The sequence below is a fragment of the Pseudomonas sp. NPDC090201 genome, from assembly GCF_044746825.1.
Classification (GTDB): Bacteria; Pseudomonadota; Gammaproteobacteria; order Pseudomonadales; family Pseudomonadaceae; genus Aquipseudomonas; species Aquipseudomonas putida_AD.
Genome location: NZ_JBIVCX010000013.1, coordinates 48,551 through 66,356, shown reverse-complemented (window position 1 = coordinate 66,356; position 17,806 = coordinate 48,551). Strand labels below are relative to the sequence as shown.

Genomic DNA, 17,806 nt, shown 5'->3' with positions numbered 1-17,806 from the left:
CCGGACCGGCATGAAAAAGGACTTTCATATGAAAAAACGCAAACGCGCACGGGACGCCACCAACGGACGCTTCATCACCCTGGAAGAGGCGCGGCAGCGACCGCGGGAAACCGTCACCGAAACCATCAAGCCACCCAAGAAATGCCCCGTTCCGCTGGAGCCCGCATAGACCATCGGACAGGCGCGGTTGCCGGGCGGTCGCGTCCTGTCTTGCACTGCCGGCACGCTCGTGTAGCGTGTGGCGCTTGCCCGGAACATTCGGAGAATCGCTGTGGATGACATCACTCAACTGGCTGCCACCCTTGGGCAGCAGCTGTTAAAAGTACATGCGCAAGTGAGTACCGCTGAATCCTGCACCGGCGGGGGCATCGCCGAGGCCATCACCCGCATTCCCGGCAGCTCGGCGTGGTTCCAGGCTGGCTACGTCACTTATTCCAACCAGCAGAAAACCCGGCAGTTGGGCGTTGCGCCTGATCTGTTCGCGCAGGTCGGGGCTGTCAGCCAGGAAGTGGTTCAGGCCATGGCCCGGGGCGCACAGGACAACAGCAGCGCCCGGTTCTCGGTCGCGGTCAGCGGTGTGGCCGGTCCCGATGGCGGGTCAGCGGAGAAACCGGTGGGCACAGTGTGGATCTGCTGGGGTGCAGGAGAGCAGCTGATTGCCCGACGCTTTCAGTTCGCCGGTGACCGCGATCAGGTGCGCCGACAAACGGTGAAGGCCGCTCTAGAGGGGCTGATCCAGCTCACTCAGGCAGAAATACCAAATCAGGGGTAGGCGCGGGCTCAACCCTGTGGAATAATACTGTTCACTTATACAGTTATATCGGCCATCAGGCCTAACCGATTACGAGAGGACTTCAATGGACGACAACAAGAAGAAAGCCTTGGCTGCGGCCTTGGGTCAGATCGAGCGTCAGTTCGGCAAAGGCGCAGTCATGCGCATGGGCGATCATGACCGTCAGGCTATTCCTGCTATCTCCACCGGTTCGCTGGGTCTCGATATCGCACTGGGTATCGGCGGTCTGCCAAAAGGCCGGATCGTTGAAATCTACGGCCCGGAGTCTTCCGGTAAAACCACCATGACCCTGTCGGTCATTGCCGAAGCTCAGAAGATGGGCGCCACCTGTGCGTTCGTCGACGCCGAGCACGCGCTTGATCCTGAATACGCCGGCAAGCTGGGCGTCAACGTCGACGACCTGCTGGTCTCGCAGCCGGACACCGGTGAGCAGGCCCTGGAAATCACCGACATGCTGGTGCGCTCCAACGCCATCGACGTCATCGTCGTCGACTCCGTTGCCGCGCTGGTGCCAAAAGCTGAAATCGAAGGTGAAATGGGCGACATGCACGTCGGCCTGCAAGCCCGTCTGATGTCTCAGGCGCTGCGTAAAATCACCGGTAACATCAAGAACGCCAACTGCCTGGTCATCTTCATCAACCAGATCCGCATGAAGATCGGCGTGATGTTCGGCAGCCCTGAAACCACCACCGGTGGTAACGCGCTGAAGTTCTACGCCTCGGTTCGTCTGGACATCCGCCGCACCGGCGCCGTCAAGGATGGCGACGAAGTGGTCGGCAGCGAAACCCGCGTCAAGGTCGTCAAGAACAAGGTAGCTCCTCCTTTCCGTCAGGCTGAATTCCAGATCCTGTACGGCAAGGGCATCTACCGTAACGGCGAAATCATTGATCTGGGTGTGCTGCACGGTCTGCTGGAAAAATCCGGCGCCTGGTACAGCTACCAGGGCAACAAGATCGGCCAGGGTAAAGCCAACTCGGCCAAGTTCCTGCAGGACAACCCGGAAATCGGTGCGACCCTGGAGAAGCAAATCCGCGAAAAACTGCTGACTGCTGCGCCTGACGTCAAAGCCCAATCGTCTCGCGTTGCCGAAGACGACATCGCTGAAGTCGAAGACGCTGACATCTGATTGCTGTCATGTCGGTAGAGCTTGATACGCCCGTCGCCGTACGGCGTACTGCAATGGACCTGCTCGCACGTCGCGAGCACGGTCGGGTTGAGCTGACGCGCAAGTTGCGTCAGCGAGGCGCCCCTCCTGAATTGATCGAAACGGAGCTCGACCGTCTGACGGAAGAGGGTCTGCTTTCCGAATCCCGTTATCTCGAAAGTTTTGTTTCCTACCGTGCCCGGTCTGGCTACGGCCCTTTGCGCATCCGCGAAGAGCTGGGGCAACGTGGGTTGCAGCGTGCCGATATCGAATTGGCGCTTCGCGAGTGCGGCATTGACTGGCGAGAGAAGCTGGAAGAGTGCTGGCAGCGCAAGTTCGGTGGACAATTGCCCCAGGATGCCCGCGAGCGTGGGCAGCAGATGCGCTTTCTCAGTTATCGGGGTTATCCGCCGGAACTCATCAGCCGTCTGCTTAGCGGTAAAGGCTACGACGACTGATCACAGATGCGAGCATACCCCCGTAGCAGTCCGGCTTGCCGGCGTCAGCGGTTTCGAAATCGCCGACGCCGGCAAGCGGGACTGCTACGGGATCGGTTTCACGTCGCCTGCAGGGGTTCGCGACCGGTGGCTTTGATACCTTGCACCGGCTTCGCCCAGTTTTCGCTCTGGTTGATGAAATTCACCAACTCACGTAGCCGTCCATGATTGCGCCCTGTGAACTTGAACGCCAGGCGGATGAGGTGGCTGAACTGCGCCTCGTCGTGTTCTTCCTGATAGCTGTGCTGATGAAAATCATCGCTCAGGCGCAGGTCGGCGAAGCTCTGCTGAATCTGCGACAGCGCCTGCTCGCTCAGGGCATGGTGCATGCGAATCACGAAGGTGTTCTTCAGCCAGCGGCTTGAGTGGAAGTTGCTGTAGAACTGGTTGATCTCGGCCACGGCCTCGTCGGCGCTGTACACCAGTTTCAGCAGGTTCATGTCGCTGGGCAGGATGTAGCGGTTGGCTTCCAGTTCGTTTCTGATAAAGCTCAGGGCTCCCTCCCAGAATGTGCCGCCCGGTGCATCCAGCAGCACCACGGGCACCAGCGGACTCTTGCCGGTCTGGATCAGTGTCAGCACTTCCAGCGCTTCATCCAGGGTGCCGAAACCGCCCGGGCAGAGCACCAGGGCATCGGCCTCCTTGACGAAAAACAGCTTGCGGGTGAAGAAGAAGTGGAAGGGCAAGAGGTTGCCCGTCCCGTCGACGGTGGCGTTGGCGTGTTGTTCGAAAGGCAGGGTGATGTTGAAGCCCAGGCTGTAGTCGAGCCCGGCGCCTTCGTGAGCAGCGGCCATGATCCCGCCGCCTGCGCCGGTGATCACCATGAGGTCGGAGGCGGCAAGTTTGGCACCCAGCTCACGGGCCAGGGCGTACACCGGGTGCTCGAGCGGCGTGCGGGCCGAGCCGAACACCGTGACCTTGCGCCGGCCCCGGAACTGTTCCAGCACACGGAAAGCATTGTCCAGTTCGCGCAGGGCCTGAAGGACGATTTTGGCGTTCCAGCGGTTGCTGTCGTCCTGGGCCATGCGCAGGACGGTCAGCATCATGTCTCGGTACAGCGCAAGATTGGGGCTGTTGGGGGCCACCAGGTTGAGTTGTTCTTCGACCTTGGCGGTCAGGTCCATTCCGTTGCTCTGGAAATGGCGGGACAACAGATCATTGGGTACATAAGGCATTCAGACTTTCTCCTTCTGCAGAATCATTGATCCGGTGCGTTGCCACAGGATCACGACGCTTCATGCGTCGCTGCTCACAGCCCATCGGGGGCCAGGGTCAATTGCTCGATGGCGACAGGCTGACGCCACGTTGATTCTGCCTATGTCCTTGGGTTGAAAAGAAAATAGTGTGCGTGACGACTGTGACAGGCAACCCCCTTTCTTGCCCGTGAAACACGATGAATCAATACGGTAGGTACAGCGGCTGACTCGATGATGTGCCCAACAATCCACGCTGGCAACGACTCTTTACGAGCATCGGGCAACCTGCTTTCCACTCGTCGGAAGCCAGCATGAGGCGTCAGCGCTCTGATTTACTGAAAGAGATGGCAGAGTAATGCCATTGCAACCTGGATAGCATCGACGGGCCCGAATGTCGGGTGGCGCGTCGAACGGCGGTCATCGAGGTTTGCCCACGTGCACGTCTGGCGTGGACGGGCCAGGGAGGATGAAATGGAAATCATCAGGCTGGAAGTCGATCAGGAGCTGTACCACTCGCTGATCGAGTCGGCGCGCAGCAGTCGTTGCACGCTGGAGCAGGAATGCGTCAGGCGCCTGAGCCAGAACGGCCGGCGCTCGTACTATCTTCAGGCGCTGGTCGCCGAATTGCGCGCCGAAGATCAGCAACGGCGCGCAGCCTGCTAGCAGGGCAGGTTACTTCTTCTTGGTAGGCGGTTTTGCGGCGCAGTCGGCTGCGGTGATCTGCTGAGTGGTGATCGGGCGATCGGTCTTGTATTCGCGGAAGTCGTAACGCAGTACCGCGCCCTTGGCCATCAACTGGCGGTATCCAGCATTGCGGCAGACGCTGGTGCCCAACTGGCGACCCATCAGGTCCGGGTTCTCGCGCATTTGCGCAGCCTGGCCGGCCTGCACGCTCAGGTGGTTGATGAGCACCTTGCCTTCGACGGTGTAGCCGTTGTCCAGAATGTCTTCGCTGAGCGCGTTGGGCTTTCCGACGTTGCTTTTCGCAGCGACCTGTTCAAGCTCCTTGTTGAGTTCGTAGTCCTGTTTGGACGCCGCGTTGGCGCACAGAGGGGCAACGAGCAAGAGCGTAAGCGCGGGGGCGATGAGGCGCAGCATTGGATTCTCCTGGAGCAATGAACGGTGTTGGACCGGCGACAACGGCAGGCGTTCACTGGTGACATAAGGCTTTCAAGGCCGGGCAGTATAGGGGAGTCGCCAAGGCCGACACCAGAGATCCGGCGGCCTCTGGTAAACTGCGGCGACTTTTTCCTGCCGGATGTTTCCTGTGTCGTTGTCTTCCTGCTGCCCGCTGCCGTTACCCGGGCGCCTTGCCCCATGAGCCATGCCGTCTCGCGTCTGCGCGCCGAACGCCTGGCCCGCAGCACCAAGCCGTTCATTGCGCGAGGCTCGCGCGCGCCTCGCTGTGCAAGATGCCGGGTGATCGAAAGCTACTGCCTGTGCGCGTGGAGACCAGAGGTTCAGGCGCAGTCGGCAGTCTGTCTGCTGATGTATGACACCGAGCCGTTGAAACCGACCAACACGGGTTGGCTGATTGCCGATGTCATCAAGGACACCGAGGCCTTCAGTTGGTCGCGAACCGAGGTGGACGAAAAGCTCCCGGCGCTGCTCAATGATCCGCAATGGCAGCCTTACATCGTGTTCCCCGGTGAGTTCGTGGCGCCCGAGCGGGTGGTCACCCAAGTGACGCCGCAGCCGGGCAAACGCCCGCTGTTCATCCTCCTTGATGCCACCTGGCCCGAGGCGCGCAAGATGTTTCGCAAGAGCCCCTATCTGGACAATCTGCCGGTGCTGAGTCTTGAGCCTGAGCAGATGTCACGCTATCGGCTGCGCCGCTCCAAGCGCGACGATCATTTCTGCACGGCCGAGGTGGCGGCGTTGTGTCTGGAGCTTGCCGGCGATCAACAGGCCGCAGGGGTGCTGGACGCCTATCTGGATGTGTTCAGCGCCCACTACCTGGGCGCCAAGTTCCTGTTGCCCATCGACCCGGATGACGCCCCGCACAGCCATCTAAAGCCGTTTCTGTAGGTAGCCTCTACACCAAACCTGTGGGGGCGGGAATCCGCTGCGACACGAGACCTGTGGGAGCGGGCTTGCCCGCGAAGGCATCAGTCCAGACTCTGCAAAGGTGCCTGACCCTCCGCTTTCGCGGGCAAGCCCGCTCCCACAACAGCAGAATGCAGCGATGTCAGGCCAGTTCTTTCCTCGGCCACAGCTGCGCCAGCAACATCCCCGCCAGCATCAGCGCGCAGCCCACATATCCACGCAGTTGTAACGCCTCGCCGAGAAACCACGCGCCGGCAATCGCGGCGAACACCGCTTCAAGCGACAGAATGATCGCGGCATGGGAGGCAATGGCGTGCTTCTGCGCCACCACTTGCAAGGTGTATCCGACGCCCACCGCGAATACGCCGCCGTAGAGCAGGGCAGGGCCCGCGGCGATGATGCTGTCCAGGGTAATCGGCTCGAAGATCAAAGCCAGGATCAGGCTGATGACCGAGCAGGTGGCGAATTGCAGGAACGCCAGGCGGATCGGGTCATGGCGGCTGGCGAACAGGCCCACCAGAATCACGTGCCCGCCCCAGACGAACGCGCCGATCAGTTGCAGCCAGTCACCGGATGCGACCTTAAAGTTGTCGCCGACGCTGAGCAGGAACATGCCGATCACCGCCAGCACGCAACCGAGCCAAGTGCCCATGCCGGTCTTGTGACCCAGAAGCAGCCCCAGAAGTGGAACTACAATGACATACAGCCCAGTGATGAAGCCTGCGTTGGTGACACTGGTAAACAGCAGTCCGACCTGTTGCAGGTTGATGCCCAGTGCCAGCGCGATGCCCATGACGATGCCGCCTTGCAGCAGCCCGCGGGTCATCAGGGGTTCCGGTGCAGGGTCGCTGGCAGGGCGGCGCAGGATCAGCGGCAGCAGGCAGATCGAGCCCAACGCAAAGCGCAGGCCGGAGAACAGGTAGGGGCCGATGTGATCCATGCCCGCAGTCTGTGCGACGAAGCCTGAGCCCCAGATCATGGCGGTCAGGAGCATGAGCAGGTCCGCTCGCAGGGCGTGTCGTTGCATGATGGCACTCGTCGATTCAGGGCCGCAGACTGTGCCGTAAACCGTCGAGCTTGACCACCCCGGCTTCGCTGGGCATCCTTGGCGCCGCATGAATGTTCGAACGCCTTGTATCCCGTGCTTTTGGCGTGGTTTGCGCCGCAGTGGCACACGGTGATGAGGGCTGGCATTTACCGATGCCATCGTGAGGGCTGAATCCGTCGGCGCTCACTTATAAACAGGATCATGAAATGAACTACGAAATCCTGATCGCCGATGACCATCCTTTATTCCGCAGTGCCTTGCATCAAGCGCTGACGCTTGGCCTGGGCCCCGATGCCCGGTTGGTCGAAGCCGAAAGCATCGCTGACCTCGAAACGCGCCTCACTGAGAAATCCGATTGGGATCTGGTCCTGCTGGACCTGAACATGCCCGGCGCCTATGGTTTTTCCGGGCTGGTGCTGTTGCGTGGCCAGTATCCGCAGGTGCCGGTGATGATGGTGTCGGCCCAGGAAGAAGCGGCCGTGGTGGTCAAGTCTAAGGAGTTTGGTGCCAGCGGCTTCATTCCCAAGTCCAGCTCCCTGGAAACCATCCAGCAGGCAGTGCGCACCGTGCTCGATGGCGATGTCTGGTGGCCGCCGCAGGTGAATGAAAGCGTGCGAGTCTCGGATGAAGCCCGCGCGGCCAGCGAAGGGCTTGCGAGCCTCACGCCGCAGCAGTTCCGGGTGCTGACCATGGTCTGCGAAGGCCTGCTCAACAAGCAGATTGCCTACGAACTCAACGTTTCGGAGGCCACCATCAAGGCCCACGTCACGGCGATCTTCCGCAAGCTGAACGTGCGTACCCGTACCCAGGCCGCGCTGTTGCTGCAACAACTGGAATCGATTTCGCCCAACTGATTTGCGCGTTTTCGCTCTGTTTCAAGGCATTCGGCGGCAGACCTTCACACTTTTTTGACTGTCGCTGAACTAGCCTCCCTCGTCTTCATTTATCAGTAAGTTTCCCTCATGACGTCACCGTTCAAAGGCCAAACCGGATTCAAACGCGTGCTCAACGCCGCAGGCTATTCCCTCGACGGGCTGGTTGCCGCTTTCAAGGGCGAAGCCGCCTTCCGGCAACTGGTGCTGCTCAACGTCATTCTGATTCCGCTGTCGTTCCTGTTTCACGTCAGTCGTGGCGAAAGGGCGATCCTGATTGCGGTGTGCCTGCTGGCGCTGATCGTTGAATTGCTCAACTCGGCCATCGAAGCGGCCATCGACCGCATCTCCCTGGACCGTCACCCGCTCTCCAAGAACGCCAAGGACATGGGCAGCGCCGCGCAGTTCGTGGCCTTGAGCATGATTGCGGTGGTCTGGGGCCTGATTCTGCTGAGCTGAATACATTCCTGTAGCAGTCCGGCTTGCCGGCGTCGGCGTCCTCAAAATCGCCGACGCCGGCAAGCCGGACTGCTACGGGAAATGCGTCAACGTCAGGCAATACTGGGCAACACAATCTCGTCACTGCGCCGCACCCCTGCGGTAAACGCCCTGCACAGCTCCAGAAACTCGCGGATCGCCGACGTCTGGTACTTCTGCTTGTGCCAGATGAAGTAGAACTGCCGCACCAGGTCCAGCTCAGGGGTTTCCACCGCCACCAGGCTGCCCCGGCGAAACGCATCGCGCAGCGCCAGGCGTGAGATACAGCCAATCCCCAGCCCCGATTCCACCGCGCGCTTGATCGCTTCGGTGTGCTCAAGCTCAAGCCGCACGTTGAGGCTGTTGAGGTGATGGCGCATGGACTGGTCGAACGTCAGCCGCGTCCCTGAACCCTGTTCCCGCAGAATCCAGGCCTCGTGGGTCAGCTCTTTCAAGGTGGCCTGGCCGCGCTTGGCCAGCGGATGCTGCGGGGCGCAGAACACCACCAGCTCATCCTCAACCCAAGTCTGCACTTCGATATCGGGGTGGCTGCAATCACCCTCGATCAGGCCCAGGTCGATTTCATAGTGAGCCACCTGTTGCACGATGTTGGCGGTGTTCTGCACATGCAGCTTCACCTGGCTTTCCGGGTGGCGCTGCATGAAGCTGCCGATCAGCAGGGTCGCCAGGTAGTTGCCGATGGTCAGGGTGGCGCCCACCGCCAGCGAGCCGAAGCCGGACTTGCCGTTGAGCAGGTCTTCGATTTCCTTGGCCTGGTCCAGCAATGCCACGGCCTGGGGCAGCAACTGGCGCCCGGTGGCGTTCAGGCTCAGGCGCTTGCCCGCCCGATCGAACAGCTGGCAACTGGATTGGCGCTCCAGTTCGGTAATGGAGGTACTGGCCGCAGATTGAGACAGAGACAGCTGCACGGCAGCGCGGGAAACGCTTTCCTGCTGGGCCACGGCGACGAAGACTTGCAGCTGACGGAGAGTAAATCGCATATCTATATAACCGATAACCCATATCTTGATAATTCAGTTAACAGATATTGTGTCTGCCACTAGAATATTGCGCAATGGCGCTTTGATTGGCGCATGCAAATATTCAGGAGTTCCCACGTACCATGAGCAACATGAATCACGAGCGTGTCCTCAGCGTTCATCACTGGAACGACACCCTTTTCAGTTTCAAGTGCACCCGTGATCCAGGTCTGCGTTTCGAGAACGGTCAGTTCGTCATGATCGGTCTGCAGCAGCCCAACGGGCGCCCGCTCATGCGTGCCTACTCCATCGCCAGCCCGAACTGGGAAGAGCATCTGGAATTCTTCAGCATCAAGGTGCCGGACGGCCCGCTGACTTCCCAGCTGCAGCACCTGAAGGAAGGCGACGAGATCATCATCAGCAAGAAGCCTACCGGCACTCTGGTGCTGGATGACCTGAAGCCAGGCAAGCACCTGTACCTGCTCAGCACCGGCACTGGTCTTGCGCCGTTCATGAGCGTGATCCAGGACCCTGAAACCTACGAGCGTTTCGAGAAGGTCATCCTGTGCCACGGCGTGCGCTACGTGAACGAAGTCGCCTACCGCGAGTTCATCACCGAGCACCTGCCGCAGAACGAATTCTTCGGCGAAGCGCTGCGCGACAAGCTGATCTACTACCCGACCGTTACCCGCGAGCCGTTCGAGAACGAAGGCCGCCTGACCGACCTGATGCGCAGCGGCAAGCTGTTCAGCGACATCGGTCTGCCACCGATCAACCCGCAGGACGACCGCGCCATGCTGTGCGGCAGCCCGAGCATGCTCGACGAGACCAGCGAAGTGCTGAACAGCTTTGGCCTGACCGTTTCGCCACGCATGCGTGAGCCGGGTGACTACCTGATCGAGCGCGCATTCGTCGAGAAGTAAGCACAAAGAATCGGACCCGATCGCGGATGAGGCGCTCTCACAATCACTGTGGGGGCGGGTTCATCCGCGACTAGGTCAGTACAGGCACCAGTAACTTGGCGTCTGAAAAAAACCGCCTGGAGGTCACGGACCAGGCGGTTTTTTTGTGGGTGTTGTTCAGGATTTGCAAACCCCGACCGTAGCAGCACGGCTTGCCGGCGGGAGCGGTGTGTCAGGTGGCACATCCATCATAGACACACCGCACCCGCCGGCAAGCCGTGCTGCTACGGGAGAGGGGTGTTCATCAAATGGTTGATCGAACCACTTCCAACACCCGAATCAACCCCGGCTGCGGGTAATGCCAGCGCACGTCCAGGTCCCAGAATTGCGCGCCGTAGCGACGCTCTGGCACCGGCACCTGGTACGCCGGACGAGGGTCCTGGGCCAGGCACTGTTCGATCAGTTCCACCAGCGGCTCATCCAGGCGCAATCCGTGTTCGCGGGCCTGCACCAGCGCACTGTCATCCCATTGCACGCGAATCAGCTCGGGCGCCGCCGCAGCCATGGTGTTGGTGGCACCGTCGATCACGTCGGCGTAGGGCACGTAGGGTTTGACGTCCAGCACCGGCGTGCCGTCCAGCAGGTCGATGCCGGACAGCCACAGCCGGTTGGCTTCGACCCTTTCCAGCTTGACCACCGACTGGCCGATGCCGTTGGGGCGGTGGGTGGCGCGGGTGGCGAACACCCCCATCGACTGGTTTCCGCCCAAGCGAGGAGGGCGAACCTTGAGCCGTGGTTTGTCTTCCAGCGCTTGGTGGAACAGGAACAGCAGCCACACGTGGCTGACCTGTTCCAGCCCTTGCACTGCGTCGCCCTGGTCGAACGGCGCGACCAGTTCCAGCACGCCACGGGCAGCAGGCGCCAGTTGTGGCTGGCGCGGGATGGCGAACTTTTCCTTGAAGCAGGAACGCATGAAGCCAATGGGGGAGACGCTGTAGGCCGTCGTCATCGGGCGCCTGCGAGACTCAACCGCGAACGCGCGTGGTCAGGCCGCGCAGGAAATTGCGCAGCAGTTGATCGCCGCACGGGCGGTAGTTGTTGTGGCCCGCCTTGCGGAACAGCGCGCTGAGTTCAGGCTTTGAAACCGGGAAATCGGCCGCGTTGAGGATTGCGTGCATGTCTTCTTCCTTGAGTTCGAAGGCCACGCGCAGCTTCTTGAGCACGATGTTGTTGGTCATCGGCAATTCGACGGGCAGTTGCGGGCGGCTCTCGTCCTTGCCGCGCTTGAAGAACACCAGGCCGTCGAGAAAGTAGGCCATCACTTCATCGCTGCAAGGCTCGAAGCCTTCTTCTTCGTCTTTCTTGAGGAAGGCGGTGATTTGCGCCTTGGTGACGTCGAGCCCGCCCAGCTTGATGATTTCGACCACCTTGGTGTCGTTGATATCAAGCATGTAGCGAATGCTGCGCAGTACGTCGTTGTTCATCATGATGCGTGTTTCCTGTTGTTCGTGCATGAGCGCGCGCCCGCAGGCGTCGCGCTGAAAAAAAGGCTCAGAACTTCTCTTTGTCGGTCATGTAGCGCCACTGGCCTTCGGGCACCTTGCCGATGGACACGCCGCCGATGCGGATCCGCCGGATCGACACGACCTTGAGCCCCACCGCCTGGCAGAGCTGGGCGATGATCCCCGGCTGCGGGTTCTTCATGGCGAAGCGCAGGCGAGTCTCGTTCTGCCAGCTGGCCTTGACCTTCGGCAGCTCCGTGCCTTTGTACATCAGGCCGTGATTGAGGCGGTTGAGTCCGTGGGGAGCCATTTCGCCGTCGATCTCGACCACGTATTCCTGTTCGATCTTGCTGCGGTCATCGGTGAGCTTGCGCAGGATTTTCCAGTCCTGGCTGAACACCATCAGGCCACTGGCATTGGCTTGCAGGGTCGAGATCGCTTCCAGACGCAGGAAGTGCCCCTTGAGCGGGCGCTTGCCGATGCTGTGCTCGGCCGACAGCGAGTCCGGGGAGATCAGTGCCAGGGCCTTTTCCGGGCTCATGCCGGCGGTTACGTTGAACAGAATGGTCACCGCTTCCGGGGTCACGGCCTTGGCGTCGGGGCTGAGGGCGACGGTCTGGTTCTCGACCTTGAATTGCGGCTCGTCGACGACCACACCGTCCACCGTGACCCAGCCGCCCTCGATGTACAACTCGGCTTCGCGGCGCGAGCAGCCGGTCAGCTCGATGAGGCGTTTGGAAAGGCGAATGGGATCAGTCATGAGAAAAGCCGTAGCAAGAAGGGAAAGGTGCCTATTGTACCCGTGCAAGCACCGTTAATCGCGGCAACATTGAAAATGCAGACCGAATAAGACTCCATTCGGGGGATTTTTCCGGGGGCGGCGCAGGTCTGCTCTCAATTCCCACTTTGTCTGGAGCTTTTTCATGACCAAATGGCTACCCGCCTTGCTGATGAGTGTCAGCCTGCCACTGATGGCCGCTGAGGCACAGTCCTATGGCCCGCAACTGGAAGGCTTCACCTACCCGTATCCGGCTCAGGATTTCCGTTTCGAATCCCAGGGTGTCCAGGTGCAGATGGGCTACATGGACATCAAGCCGACCGGTACGCCCAACGGGCGCAGCGTGGTGATGCTGCACGGCAAGAATTTCTGCGGCGCGACCTGGGAAGGCAGCATCAAGGCGCTGACCGCGGCGGGTTACCGGGTGGTGGCGCCGGACCAGATCGGCTTCTGTCGCTCCAGCAAACCTGCGGACTACAAATACTCCTTCGAGCAACTGGCGCAGAACACCCGGGCGCTGCTGACCCAGTTGGGCATCGATCATGTGACCGTGGTCGGGCATTCCATGGGCGGCATGCTGGCGACCCGTTTTGCCTTGATGTACCCCGGGCAGGTGGATCAACTGCTGCTGGTCAACCCCATCGGTCTTGAAGACTGGAAAGCCAAGGGGGTGCCGGATCGCAGCTTCGATGACTGGTACGCTCGCGAGCTGAAGACCAACGCCGAGAGCATTCGCAAGTATCAGCAATCGACCTACTACGCCAACGAATGGCGGCCTGAATTCGATCACTGGGTGCAGATGCAGGCGGGCATGTTCAACGGCAAGGGCAAGGAAGAAGTGGCCCGCGCCTCGGCGCAGACCTATCAGATGATCTTCAACCAGCCGGTGTTCTACGATTTCGAAAAGCTGAAGATGCCGACCGTGCTGTTCATCGGGCAGAAGGACAATACCGCAATCGCCAAGGATGCCGCGCCAGAGGCGCTACGCAAGACGCTGGGCAACTATCCGGAGCTTGGCAAGGCGGTGGCCAGACGCATCCCCCAGGCGACCCTGGTGGAGTTCGCAGGGCTTGGGCATGCGCCGCAGATCCAGGATCCGCAGCAGTTCAACAGGGTGTTGCTGGAGAATCTCAAACCCTGACACCACCCCGCGGCCTGTCGGAAAAAACACGGCTTACTGTAGGAGCGCGCTTGCCCGCGACGCTGTGTGCCAGCCAACGCACATGGGGCTGACTGATCGCTGTCGCGGGCAAGCGCGCTCCTACAATACGAACCCGCGTCAGATCTTTTGCTTCAACCTCATCCGCAACATCGGGTACGGCCTGCCCAGGCCGTCCACTTCCGAGCGCCCGGCAATCTCGAACCCCTGCTTCTCGTAGAAGCCCAGCGCCTGCGGGTTCTGTTCGTTGACGTCCAGTTCAGTCACCCGGTAGTTCTCGATGGCGTAATCCAGCAGCTTCTTGCCCAGCCCCATGCCGCGGTAGTCCGGCGCGATGAACAGCATTTCCAGTTTGCCCGGCGTGGTGCCGCCAAAGCCTGTGATGTTCAGGCGCGAGTCGCGGGTGCAGAACAGGTTCACGGCATCCAGATACTGGGTTTCCAGCAGGTTGCGCAGCAAGGTGATGTAGTTTTCCGGCAGAAAGTCATGGGTCGCCCGCACGGACGCCTCCCAGACCCGGGTCAGTTCGGCGTAGTCGTGTTTCTTGGGCAGGTAAATGACCGAGTGGTGGGCCATGTTGCCGCGTCTCCTGTGCTTTTCGTTGTCCTTATGTGGAGACGATAGCCAGAAAAAACAAACCCCGCCGTTCAAGGGCGGGGTTGGCGAGCCTGGGGTATGAGCCCGTAGCGGTCCGGCTTGCCGGCGTCGGCGTACTTGAGGCCGATATCGCCGGCAAGCCGGACTGCTACAGGTGGAGGCCTTTAGACCGGCTCAGCCCACAGGTCATACTCGTCGGCATCGACCACGCGGCACAGAACCTTATCGCCCGGCTTCAGATCGCGGTCGCTTTCGACGAACACGTTACCGTCGATTTCCGGCGCGTCGAAGAACGAACGGCCGACGAAGCCCTGCTCGTCCACTTCATCGATCAGCACTTCGATTTCCTTGCCGATCTTCATCTGCAGGCGCGCGGCGCTGATGGCCTGCTGGTGCGCCATGAAACGATCCCAGCGCTCCTGCTTGACGTCGTCCGGCACGATCGGCGCGTCCAGCAGGTTGGCCGGTGCACCTTCGACCGGCGAGTACTGGAAGCAACCGACGCGGTCCAGCTGCGCTTCGGTCAGCCAGTCCAGCAGGTACTGGAAGTCTTCTTCGGTCTCGCCCGGGAAGCCCACGATGAAGGTCGAACGGATGATCAGGTCCGGGCACTGCTCGCGCCATTTCTTGATTCGCGCCAGGGTCTTGTCTTCGAAGGCCGGGCGTTTCATCAGCTTGAGGATCTTGGGGCTGGCGTGCTGGAACGGGATGTCCAGGTACGGCAGGATCTTGCCCTCGGCCATCAGCGGGATGATCTCGTCAACGTGCGGGTACGGGTAGACGTAGTGCATGCGCACCCACACACCCAGCGAGCTCAGGGCCACGCACAGTTCGGTCATGCGGGTCTTGACCGGCTGGCCGTTCCAGAAACCGGTGCGGTACTTGACGTCGACGCCGTAGGCGCTGGTGTCCTGGGAGATCACCAGCAGCTCCTTGACGCCGGCCTTGACCAGGCGCTGGGCTTCATCGAGCACGTCGCCCACCGGACGGCTGACCAGCTTGCCACGCATCGACGGGATGATGCAGAAGCTGCAGCTGTGGTTGCAGCCTTCGGAAATCTTGAGATAGGCGTAGTGGCGTGGAGTCAGCTTGATGCCTTGCGGCGGCACCAGGTCGATCAGCGGGTTGTGATCGAGCTTTGGCGGCGCTGCGTCGTGCACGGCGTTGACCACCTGCTCGTACTGCTGCGGACCGGTCACGGCCAGCACGCTCGGGTGCACGTTGCGGATGACGCTCTCGTCCACGCCCATGCAACCGGTGACGATCACCTTGCCGTTTTCGGCGATGGCTTCACCGATGGTGTCCAGGGATTCGGCCTTGGCGCTGTCGATGAAACCGCAGGTGTTGACCACGACGACGTCGGCGTCTTCATAGGTCGGCACGACCTGATAGCCTTCCATGCGCAACTGGGTGAGGATGCGCTCGGAATCGACCAGGGCCTTCGGGCAACCCAGGGAAACGAAGCCGACCTTGGGGGCGGCAGACGTGGTGACGGTGGACATGACTAACCTCGGCGTAGGTATGCCCCGGCGTCTGGCCCGGGCACTGACTGGGCGCTTGGTGCGCCTCTGATCAAAAAGTGCGCAATTCTAGCGATGAGAGACGCGATTGACCAGCGTTATACCGAGAATTACGACGAGTGCTGCGCTATGCTTCGCGGCGTTGAACCCGGCAACCCTTGTTGGCCGGGAACATCTGAATTTACCGGTGTGCGGCGGGTCAATCCCGATACTGCACATCGCAGCACTCGAGTCGGGGTTTCAGGAGTAGTTAATGGGTCATGCAACCAGTCAGGCCGATACCGGTCATTCGTCAGCCAAACCCTTGAGTTTGCTGGTGGGGGCGGTCGGGGTGGCATATGGCGATATCGGCACCAGCCCGCTGTATACCATCAAGGAGGTTTTCGTCGGCGGTTATGGGGTGCAGGCCGGGCATGATGCGGTACTGGGCATCCTGTCGCTGATTTTCTGGGCGCTGGTCTGGGTCGTCTCGTTCAAGTACATGGCCCTGGTGCTGCGCGCCGACAACGACGGCGAAGGCGGGATCATGGCCCTCACGGCGCTGGCCCGCCGGGCTTCGGCCAAATATCCAAGGCTGCAGGCGACCATGATCGTCTTCGGGTTGTTTGGCGCTGCGCTGTTCTACGGCGACAGCATGATCACCCCGGCGATTTCGGTGCTCTCGGCGGTCGAAGGCATGGAACTGGCGTTCGACGGCCTGGATCACTGGGTGGTGCCGATCGCGCTGATCGTGCTGGTGGGGCTGTTTCTGATCCAGCGCCATGGCACGGCGCGCATCGGCGTGATGTTCGGCCCGATCATGGTGCTGTGGTTCGTCACCCTGGGCGTTCTGGGTATCCACGGGATCATCCAGCAGCCCGAGGTGCTGAACGCGGTCAACCCGCTGTGGGCGCTGCGCTTCTTCCTCGACCATCCGGGCATCGGTGTTGCCGTGCTGGGCGCGGTGGTGCTGGCGCTGACCGGCGCCGAGGCGCTGTACGCCGACATGGGCCACTTCGGTCGCAAGCCGATTTCCCGTGCCTGGTTCGCCTTGGTGCTGCCTGCGCTGGTGCTCAACTACTTCGGCCAGGGCGCCGTGGTGATCGAGAACCCGGAAGCGGTGCGTAACCCGTTCTACCTGCTGGCGCCGAGTTGGGCGCTGCTGCCGTTGATCGGCCTCTCTACGCTGGCGACCATTATCGCGTCCCAGGCGGTGATCTCCGGCGCGTTCTCCATGACCCTGCAGGCGATCCAGCTGGGTTACATCCCGCGCATGTACATCCAGCACACCTCCAGTGACGCCCAGGGCCAGATCTACATCGGCGCGGTGAACTGGACGCTGATGGTTGGCGTGATCCTGCTGGTGCTGGGTTTCGAGTCTTCCGGCGCACTGGCCTCGGCCTACGGCGTGGCGGTGACGGGCACCATGCTCTGCACGACGATCCTGGTGGCCTCGGTGATGCTGCTGGCGTGGAAATGGTCGCCATTCATCGCGATTCCGATCCTGGCGGGCTGCCTGTTCGTCGACGGCATGTTCTTCGCGGCCAACGTTCCGAAAGTGGTGCAGGGCGGCGCATTCCCGTTCCTGGCCGGTATTGCGCTGTTCATCCTGATGACCACCTGGAAGCGCGGCAAGCAGCTGCTGGTCGAGCGTATCGACGAAGGCGGCCTGCCGTTGCCGATCTTCATCAGCAGTATCAGCGTGCAACCGCCCCATCGTGTTCAGGGGACGGCGGTGTTTCTGACAGCTCGTCCGGATGCCGTCCCACATGCGTTGCTGCACAACCTGCTGCATAACCAGGTGCTGCATGAACAGGTGGTGTTATTGACCGTGGTCTACGAAGACACGCCACGTGTCCCTGCGGCGCAGCGTTTCGAGGTTGAAGCCTATGGCGAGGGGTTCTTCCGGGTCATCCTGCACTTCGGTTTCATCGACGAACCGGATGTTCCGGCGGCGCTGAAGCTCTGTCATTTGCCGGATCTGGATTTCAGCCCGATGCGCACGACGTACTTCCTGAGTCGTGAAACCGTGGTTTCAACCAAATTGGCCGGCATGGCCCGCTGGCGCGAAGGCCTGTTCGCGTTCATGTTGAAGAATGCGAACGGCAACCTGCGCTTCTTCAAACTGCCGTACAACCGCGTGATCGAGTTGGGTACGCAGGTGGAGATGTAGTCGCAAGGCTTGGCGGCGGTTTCGGTCTCCATGCCGCTGACGCCGGCAAGCCGGACTGCTACGGATCGCTGTAGGAGCGCGCTTGCCCGCGATGGCGATTTCAAGGCCGCCCCCGCCGGCAAGCCGTGCTGCTACGGGATCGC

Annotated in this window: 20 protein-coding genes; 11 read left to right on the top strand and 9 right to left on the bottom strand. The window is 61.1% G+C overall.

Translation table 11 applies throughout. The annotated features are described in order from the left end of the window. Positions 1 to 28 precede the first annotated feature (28 nt). The 4 genes from ACIPOO_RS23805 to recX all read left to right on the top strand — a co-directional run bounded on the left by ACIPOO_RS23805 (position 29) and on the right by recX (position 2,395). On the top strand, positions 29 to 169 hold the full coding sequence (locus ACIPOO_RS23805; protein ID WP_274134458.1) for a hypothetical protein: 141 nt from the start codon (positions 29 to 31) through the stop codon (positions 167 to 169). Between the two features lie 102 nt (positions 170 to 271). Continuing rightward, positions 272 to 772: a CinA family protein gene (locus tag ACIPOO_RS23800; RefSeq protein WP_400610223.1), complete on the top strand. Its 501-nt coding sequence runs from the start codon at positions 272 to 274 to the stop codon at positions 770 to 772. Between the two features lie 85 nt (positions 773 to 857). Further along, positions 858 to 1,919 (top strand): recombinase RecA, encoded by a 1,062-nt coding sequence (gene recA / locus ACIPOO_RS23795; protein WP_274134455.1) that lies wholly within the window; start codon positions 858 to 860, stop codon positions 1,917 to 1,919. Positions 1,920 to 1,927: 8 nt separating this feature from the next. Continuing rightward, the gene (recX, locus tag ACIPOO_RS23790) at positions 1,928 to 2,395 is read left to right on the top strand and encodes a recombination regulator RecX (RefSeq protein ID WP_274134454.1); all 468 of its coding nucleotides are present in this window, start codon (positions 1,928 to 1,930) and stop codon (positions 2,393 to 2,395) included. A gap of 98 nt (positions 2,396 to 2,493) precedes the next feature. Here the strand turns inward: recX and ACIPOO_RS23785 are convergent, their stop codons facing one another. After that, positions 2,494 to 3,609, bottom strand: coding sequence for an LOG family protein (locus tag ACIPOO_RS23785; protein WP_400610220.1), 1,116 nt, complete (start codon positions 3,607 to 3,609; stop codon positions 2,494 to 2,496). Between the two features lie 492 nt (positions 3,610 to 4,101). Between ACIPOO_RS23785 and ACIPOO_RS23780 the strand changes: the two genes are divergently transcribed. Beyond that, positions 4,102 to 4,293 (top strand): hypothetical protein, encoded by a 192-nt coding sequence (locus tag ACIPOO_RS23780; RefSeq protein ID WP_400610218.1) that lies wholly within the window; start codon positions 4,102 to 4,104, stop codon positions 4,291 to 4,293. Between the two features lie 9 nt (positions 4,294 to 4,302). Here the strand turns inward: ACIPOO_RS23780 and ACIPOO_RS23775 are convergent, their stop codons facing one another. Further along, a complete protein-coding gene (locus ACIPOO_RS23775; RefSeq protein ID WP_400610216.1) occupies positions 4,303 to 4,728 on the bottom strand; it encodes a PA3611 family quorum-sensing-regulated virulence factor in 426 nt (141 codons plus the stop codon). A gap of 219 nt (positions 4,729 to 4,947) precedes the next feature. On the opposite strand from ACIPOO_RS23775, the gene ACIPOO_RS23770 reads away from it, so the two are divergent. Beyond that, the gene (locus tag ACIPOO_RS23770) at positions 4,948 to 5,658 is read left to right on the top strand and encodes a tRNA-uridine aminocarboxypropyltransferase (RefSeq protein WP_274134448.1); all 711 of its coding nucleotides are present in this window, start codon (positions 4,948 to 4,950) and stop codon (positions 5,656 to 5,658) included. 160 nt (positions 5,659 to 5,818) lie between these two features. On the opposite strand, the gene ACIPOO_RS23765 is transcribed toward ACIPOO_RS23770, so the two are convergent. Then, positions 5,819 to 6,703 carry a DMT family transporter gene (locus ACIPOO_RS23765; RefSeq protein WP_400610214.1) on the bottom strand — a complete coding sequence of 295 codons (885 nt, stop codon included), beginning with the start codon at positions 6,701 to 6,703 and terminating at the stop codon, positions 5,819 to 5,821. A 227-nt stretch (positions 6,704 to 6,930) separates the two neighbouring features. On the opposite strand from ACIPOO_RS23765, the gene erdR reads away from it, so the two are divergent. Both erdR and ACIPOO_RS23755 read left to right on the top strand, forming a co-directional pair. Beyond that, positions 6,931 to 7,578 (top strand): response regulator transcription factor ErdR, encoded by a 648-nt coding sequence (gene erdR, locus ACIPOO_RS23760; protein WP_400610212.1) that lies wholly within the window; start codon positions 6,931 to 6,933, stop codon positions 7,576 to 7,578. Positions 7,579 to 7,686: 108 nt separating this feature from the next. Then, on the top strand, positions 7,687 to 8,055 hold the full coding sequence (locus tag ACIPOO_RS23755) for a diacylglycerol kinase (protein ID WP_274134444.1): 369 nt from the start codon (positions 7,687 to 7,689) through the stop codon (positions 8,053 to 8,055). A gap of 92 nt (positions 8,056 to 8,147) precedes the next feature. On the opposite strand, the gene ACIPOO_RS23750 is transcribed toward ACIPOO_RS23755, so the two are convergent. Next, positions 8,148 to 9,074 (bottom strand): LysR family transcriptional regulator, encoded by a 927-nt coding sequence (locus ACIPOO_RS23750; protein WP_274134443.1) that lies wholly within the window; start codon positions 9,072 to 9,074, stop codon positions 8,148 to 8,150. A 122-nt stretch (positions 9,075 to 9,196) separates the two neighbouring features. Between ACIPOO_RS23750 and fpr the strand changes: the two genes are divergently transcribed. Next, complete coding sequence (gene fpr, locus ACIPOO_RS23745; RefSeq protein ID WP_002554680.1) at positions 9,197 to 9,976, top strand: ferredoxin-NADP reductase; 780 nt, start codon at positions 9,197 to 9,199, stop codon at positions 9,974 to 9,976. Positions 9,977 to 10,259: 283 nt separating this feature from the next. On the opposite strand, the gene tsaA is transcribed toward fpr, so the two are convergent. The 3 genes from tsaA to ACIPOO_RS23730 form a co-directional block, all read right to left on the bottom strand. Then, entirely contained in the window at positions 10,260 to 10,964 is a 705-nt protein-coding gene (tsaA, locus tag ACIPOO_RS23740; protein ID WP_400610210.1) for a tRNA (N6-threonylcarbamoyladenosine(37)-N6)-methyltransferase TrmO, read from the bottom strand. Positions 10,965 to 10,980: 16 nt separating this feature from the next. Next, positions 10,981 to 11,442, bottom strand: a complete 462-nt coding sequence (locus ACIPOO_RS23735; protein WP_400610208.1) for a DUF1456 family protein — start codon at positions 11,440 to 11,442, stop codon at positions 10,981 to 10,983. 64 nt (positions 11,443 to 11,506) lie between these two features. Continuing rightward, positions 11,507 to 12,217, bottom strand: a complete 711-nt coding sequence (locus tag ACIPOO_RS23730) for an rRNA pseudouridine synthase (protein ID WP_400610206.1) — start codon at positions 12,215 to 12,217, stop codon at positions 11,507 to 11,509. Between the two features lie 163 nt (positions 12,218 to 12,380). Between ACIPOO_RS23730 and ACIPOO_RS23725 the strand changes: the two genes are divergently transcribed. Then, positions 12,381 to 13,376 (top strand): alpha/beta fold hydrolase, encoded by a 996-nt coding sequence (locus ACIPOO_RS23725; RefSeq protein WP_400610204.1) that lies wholly within the window; start codon positions 12,381 to 12,383, stop codon positions 13,374 to 13,376. Positions 13,377 to 13,514: 138 nt separating this feature from the next. On the opposite strand, the gene ACIPOO_RS23720 is transcribed toward ACIPOO_RS23725, so the two are convergent. Continuing rightward, positions 13,515 to 13,970: a GNAT family N-acetyltransferase gene (locus ACIPOO_RS23720; protein WP_400610202.1), complete on the bottom strand. Its 456-nt coding sequence runs from the start codon at positions 13,968 to 13,970 to the stop codon at positions 13,515 to 13,517. 185 nt (positions 13,971 to 14,155) lie between these two features. After that, positions 14,156 to 15,493, bottom strand: a complete 1,338-nt coding sequence (gene rimO, locus ACIPOO_RS23715; RefSeq protein WP_274134419.1) for a 30S ribosomal protein S12 methylthiotransferase RimO — start codon at positions 15,491 to 15,493, stop codon at positions 14,156 to 14,158. A 271-nt stretch (positions 15,494 to 15,764) separates the two neighbouring features. Between rimO and ACIPOO_RS23710 the strand changes: the two genes are divergently transcribed. Beyond that, a complete protein-coding gene (locus ACIPOO_RS23710; protein WP_274134418.1) occupies positions 15,765 to 17,663 on the top strand; it encodes a potassium transporter Kup in 1,899 nt (632 codons plus the stop codon). Positions 17,664 to 17,806 lie beyond the last annotated feature (143 nt).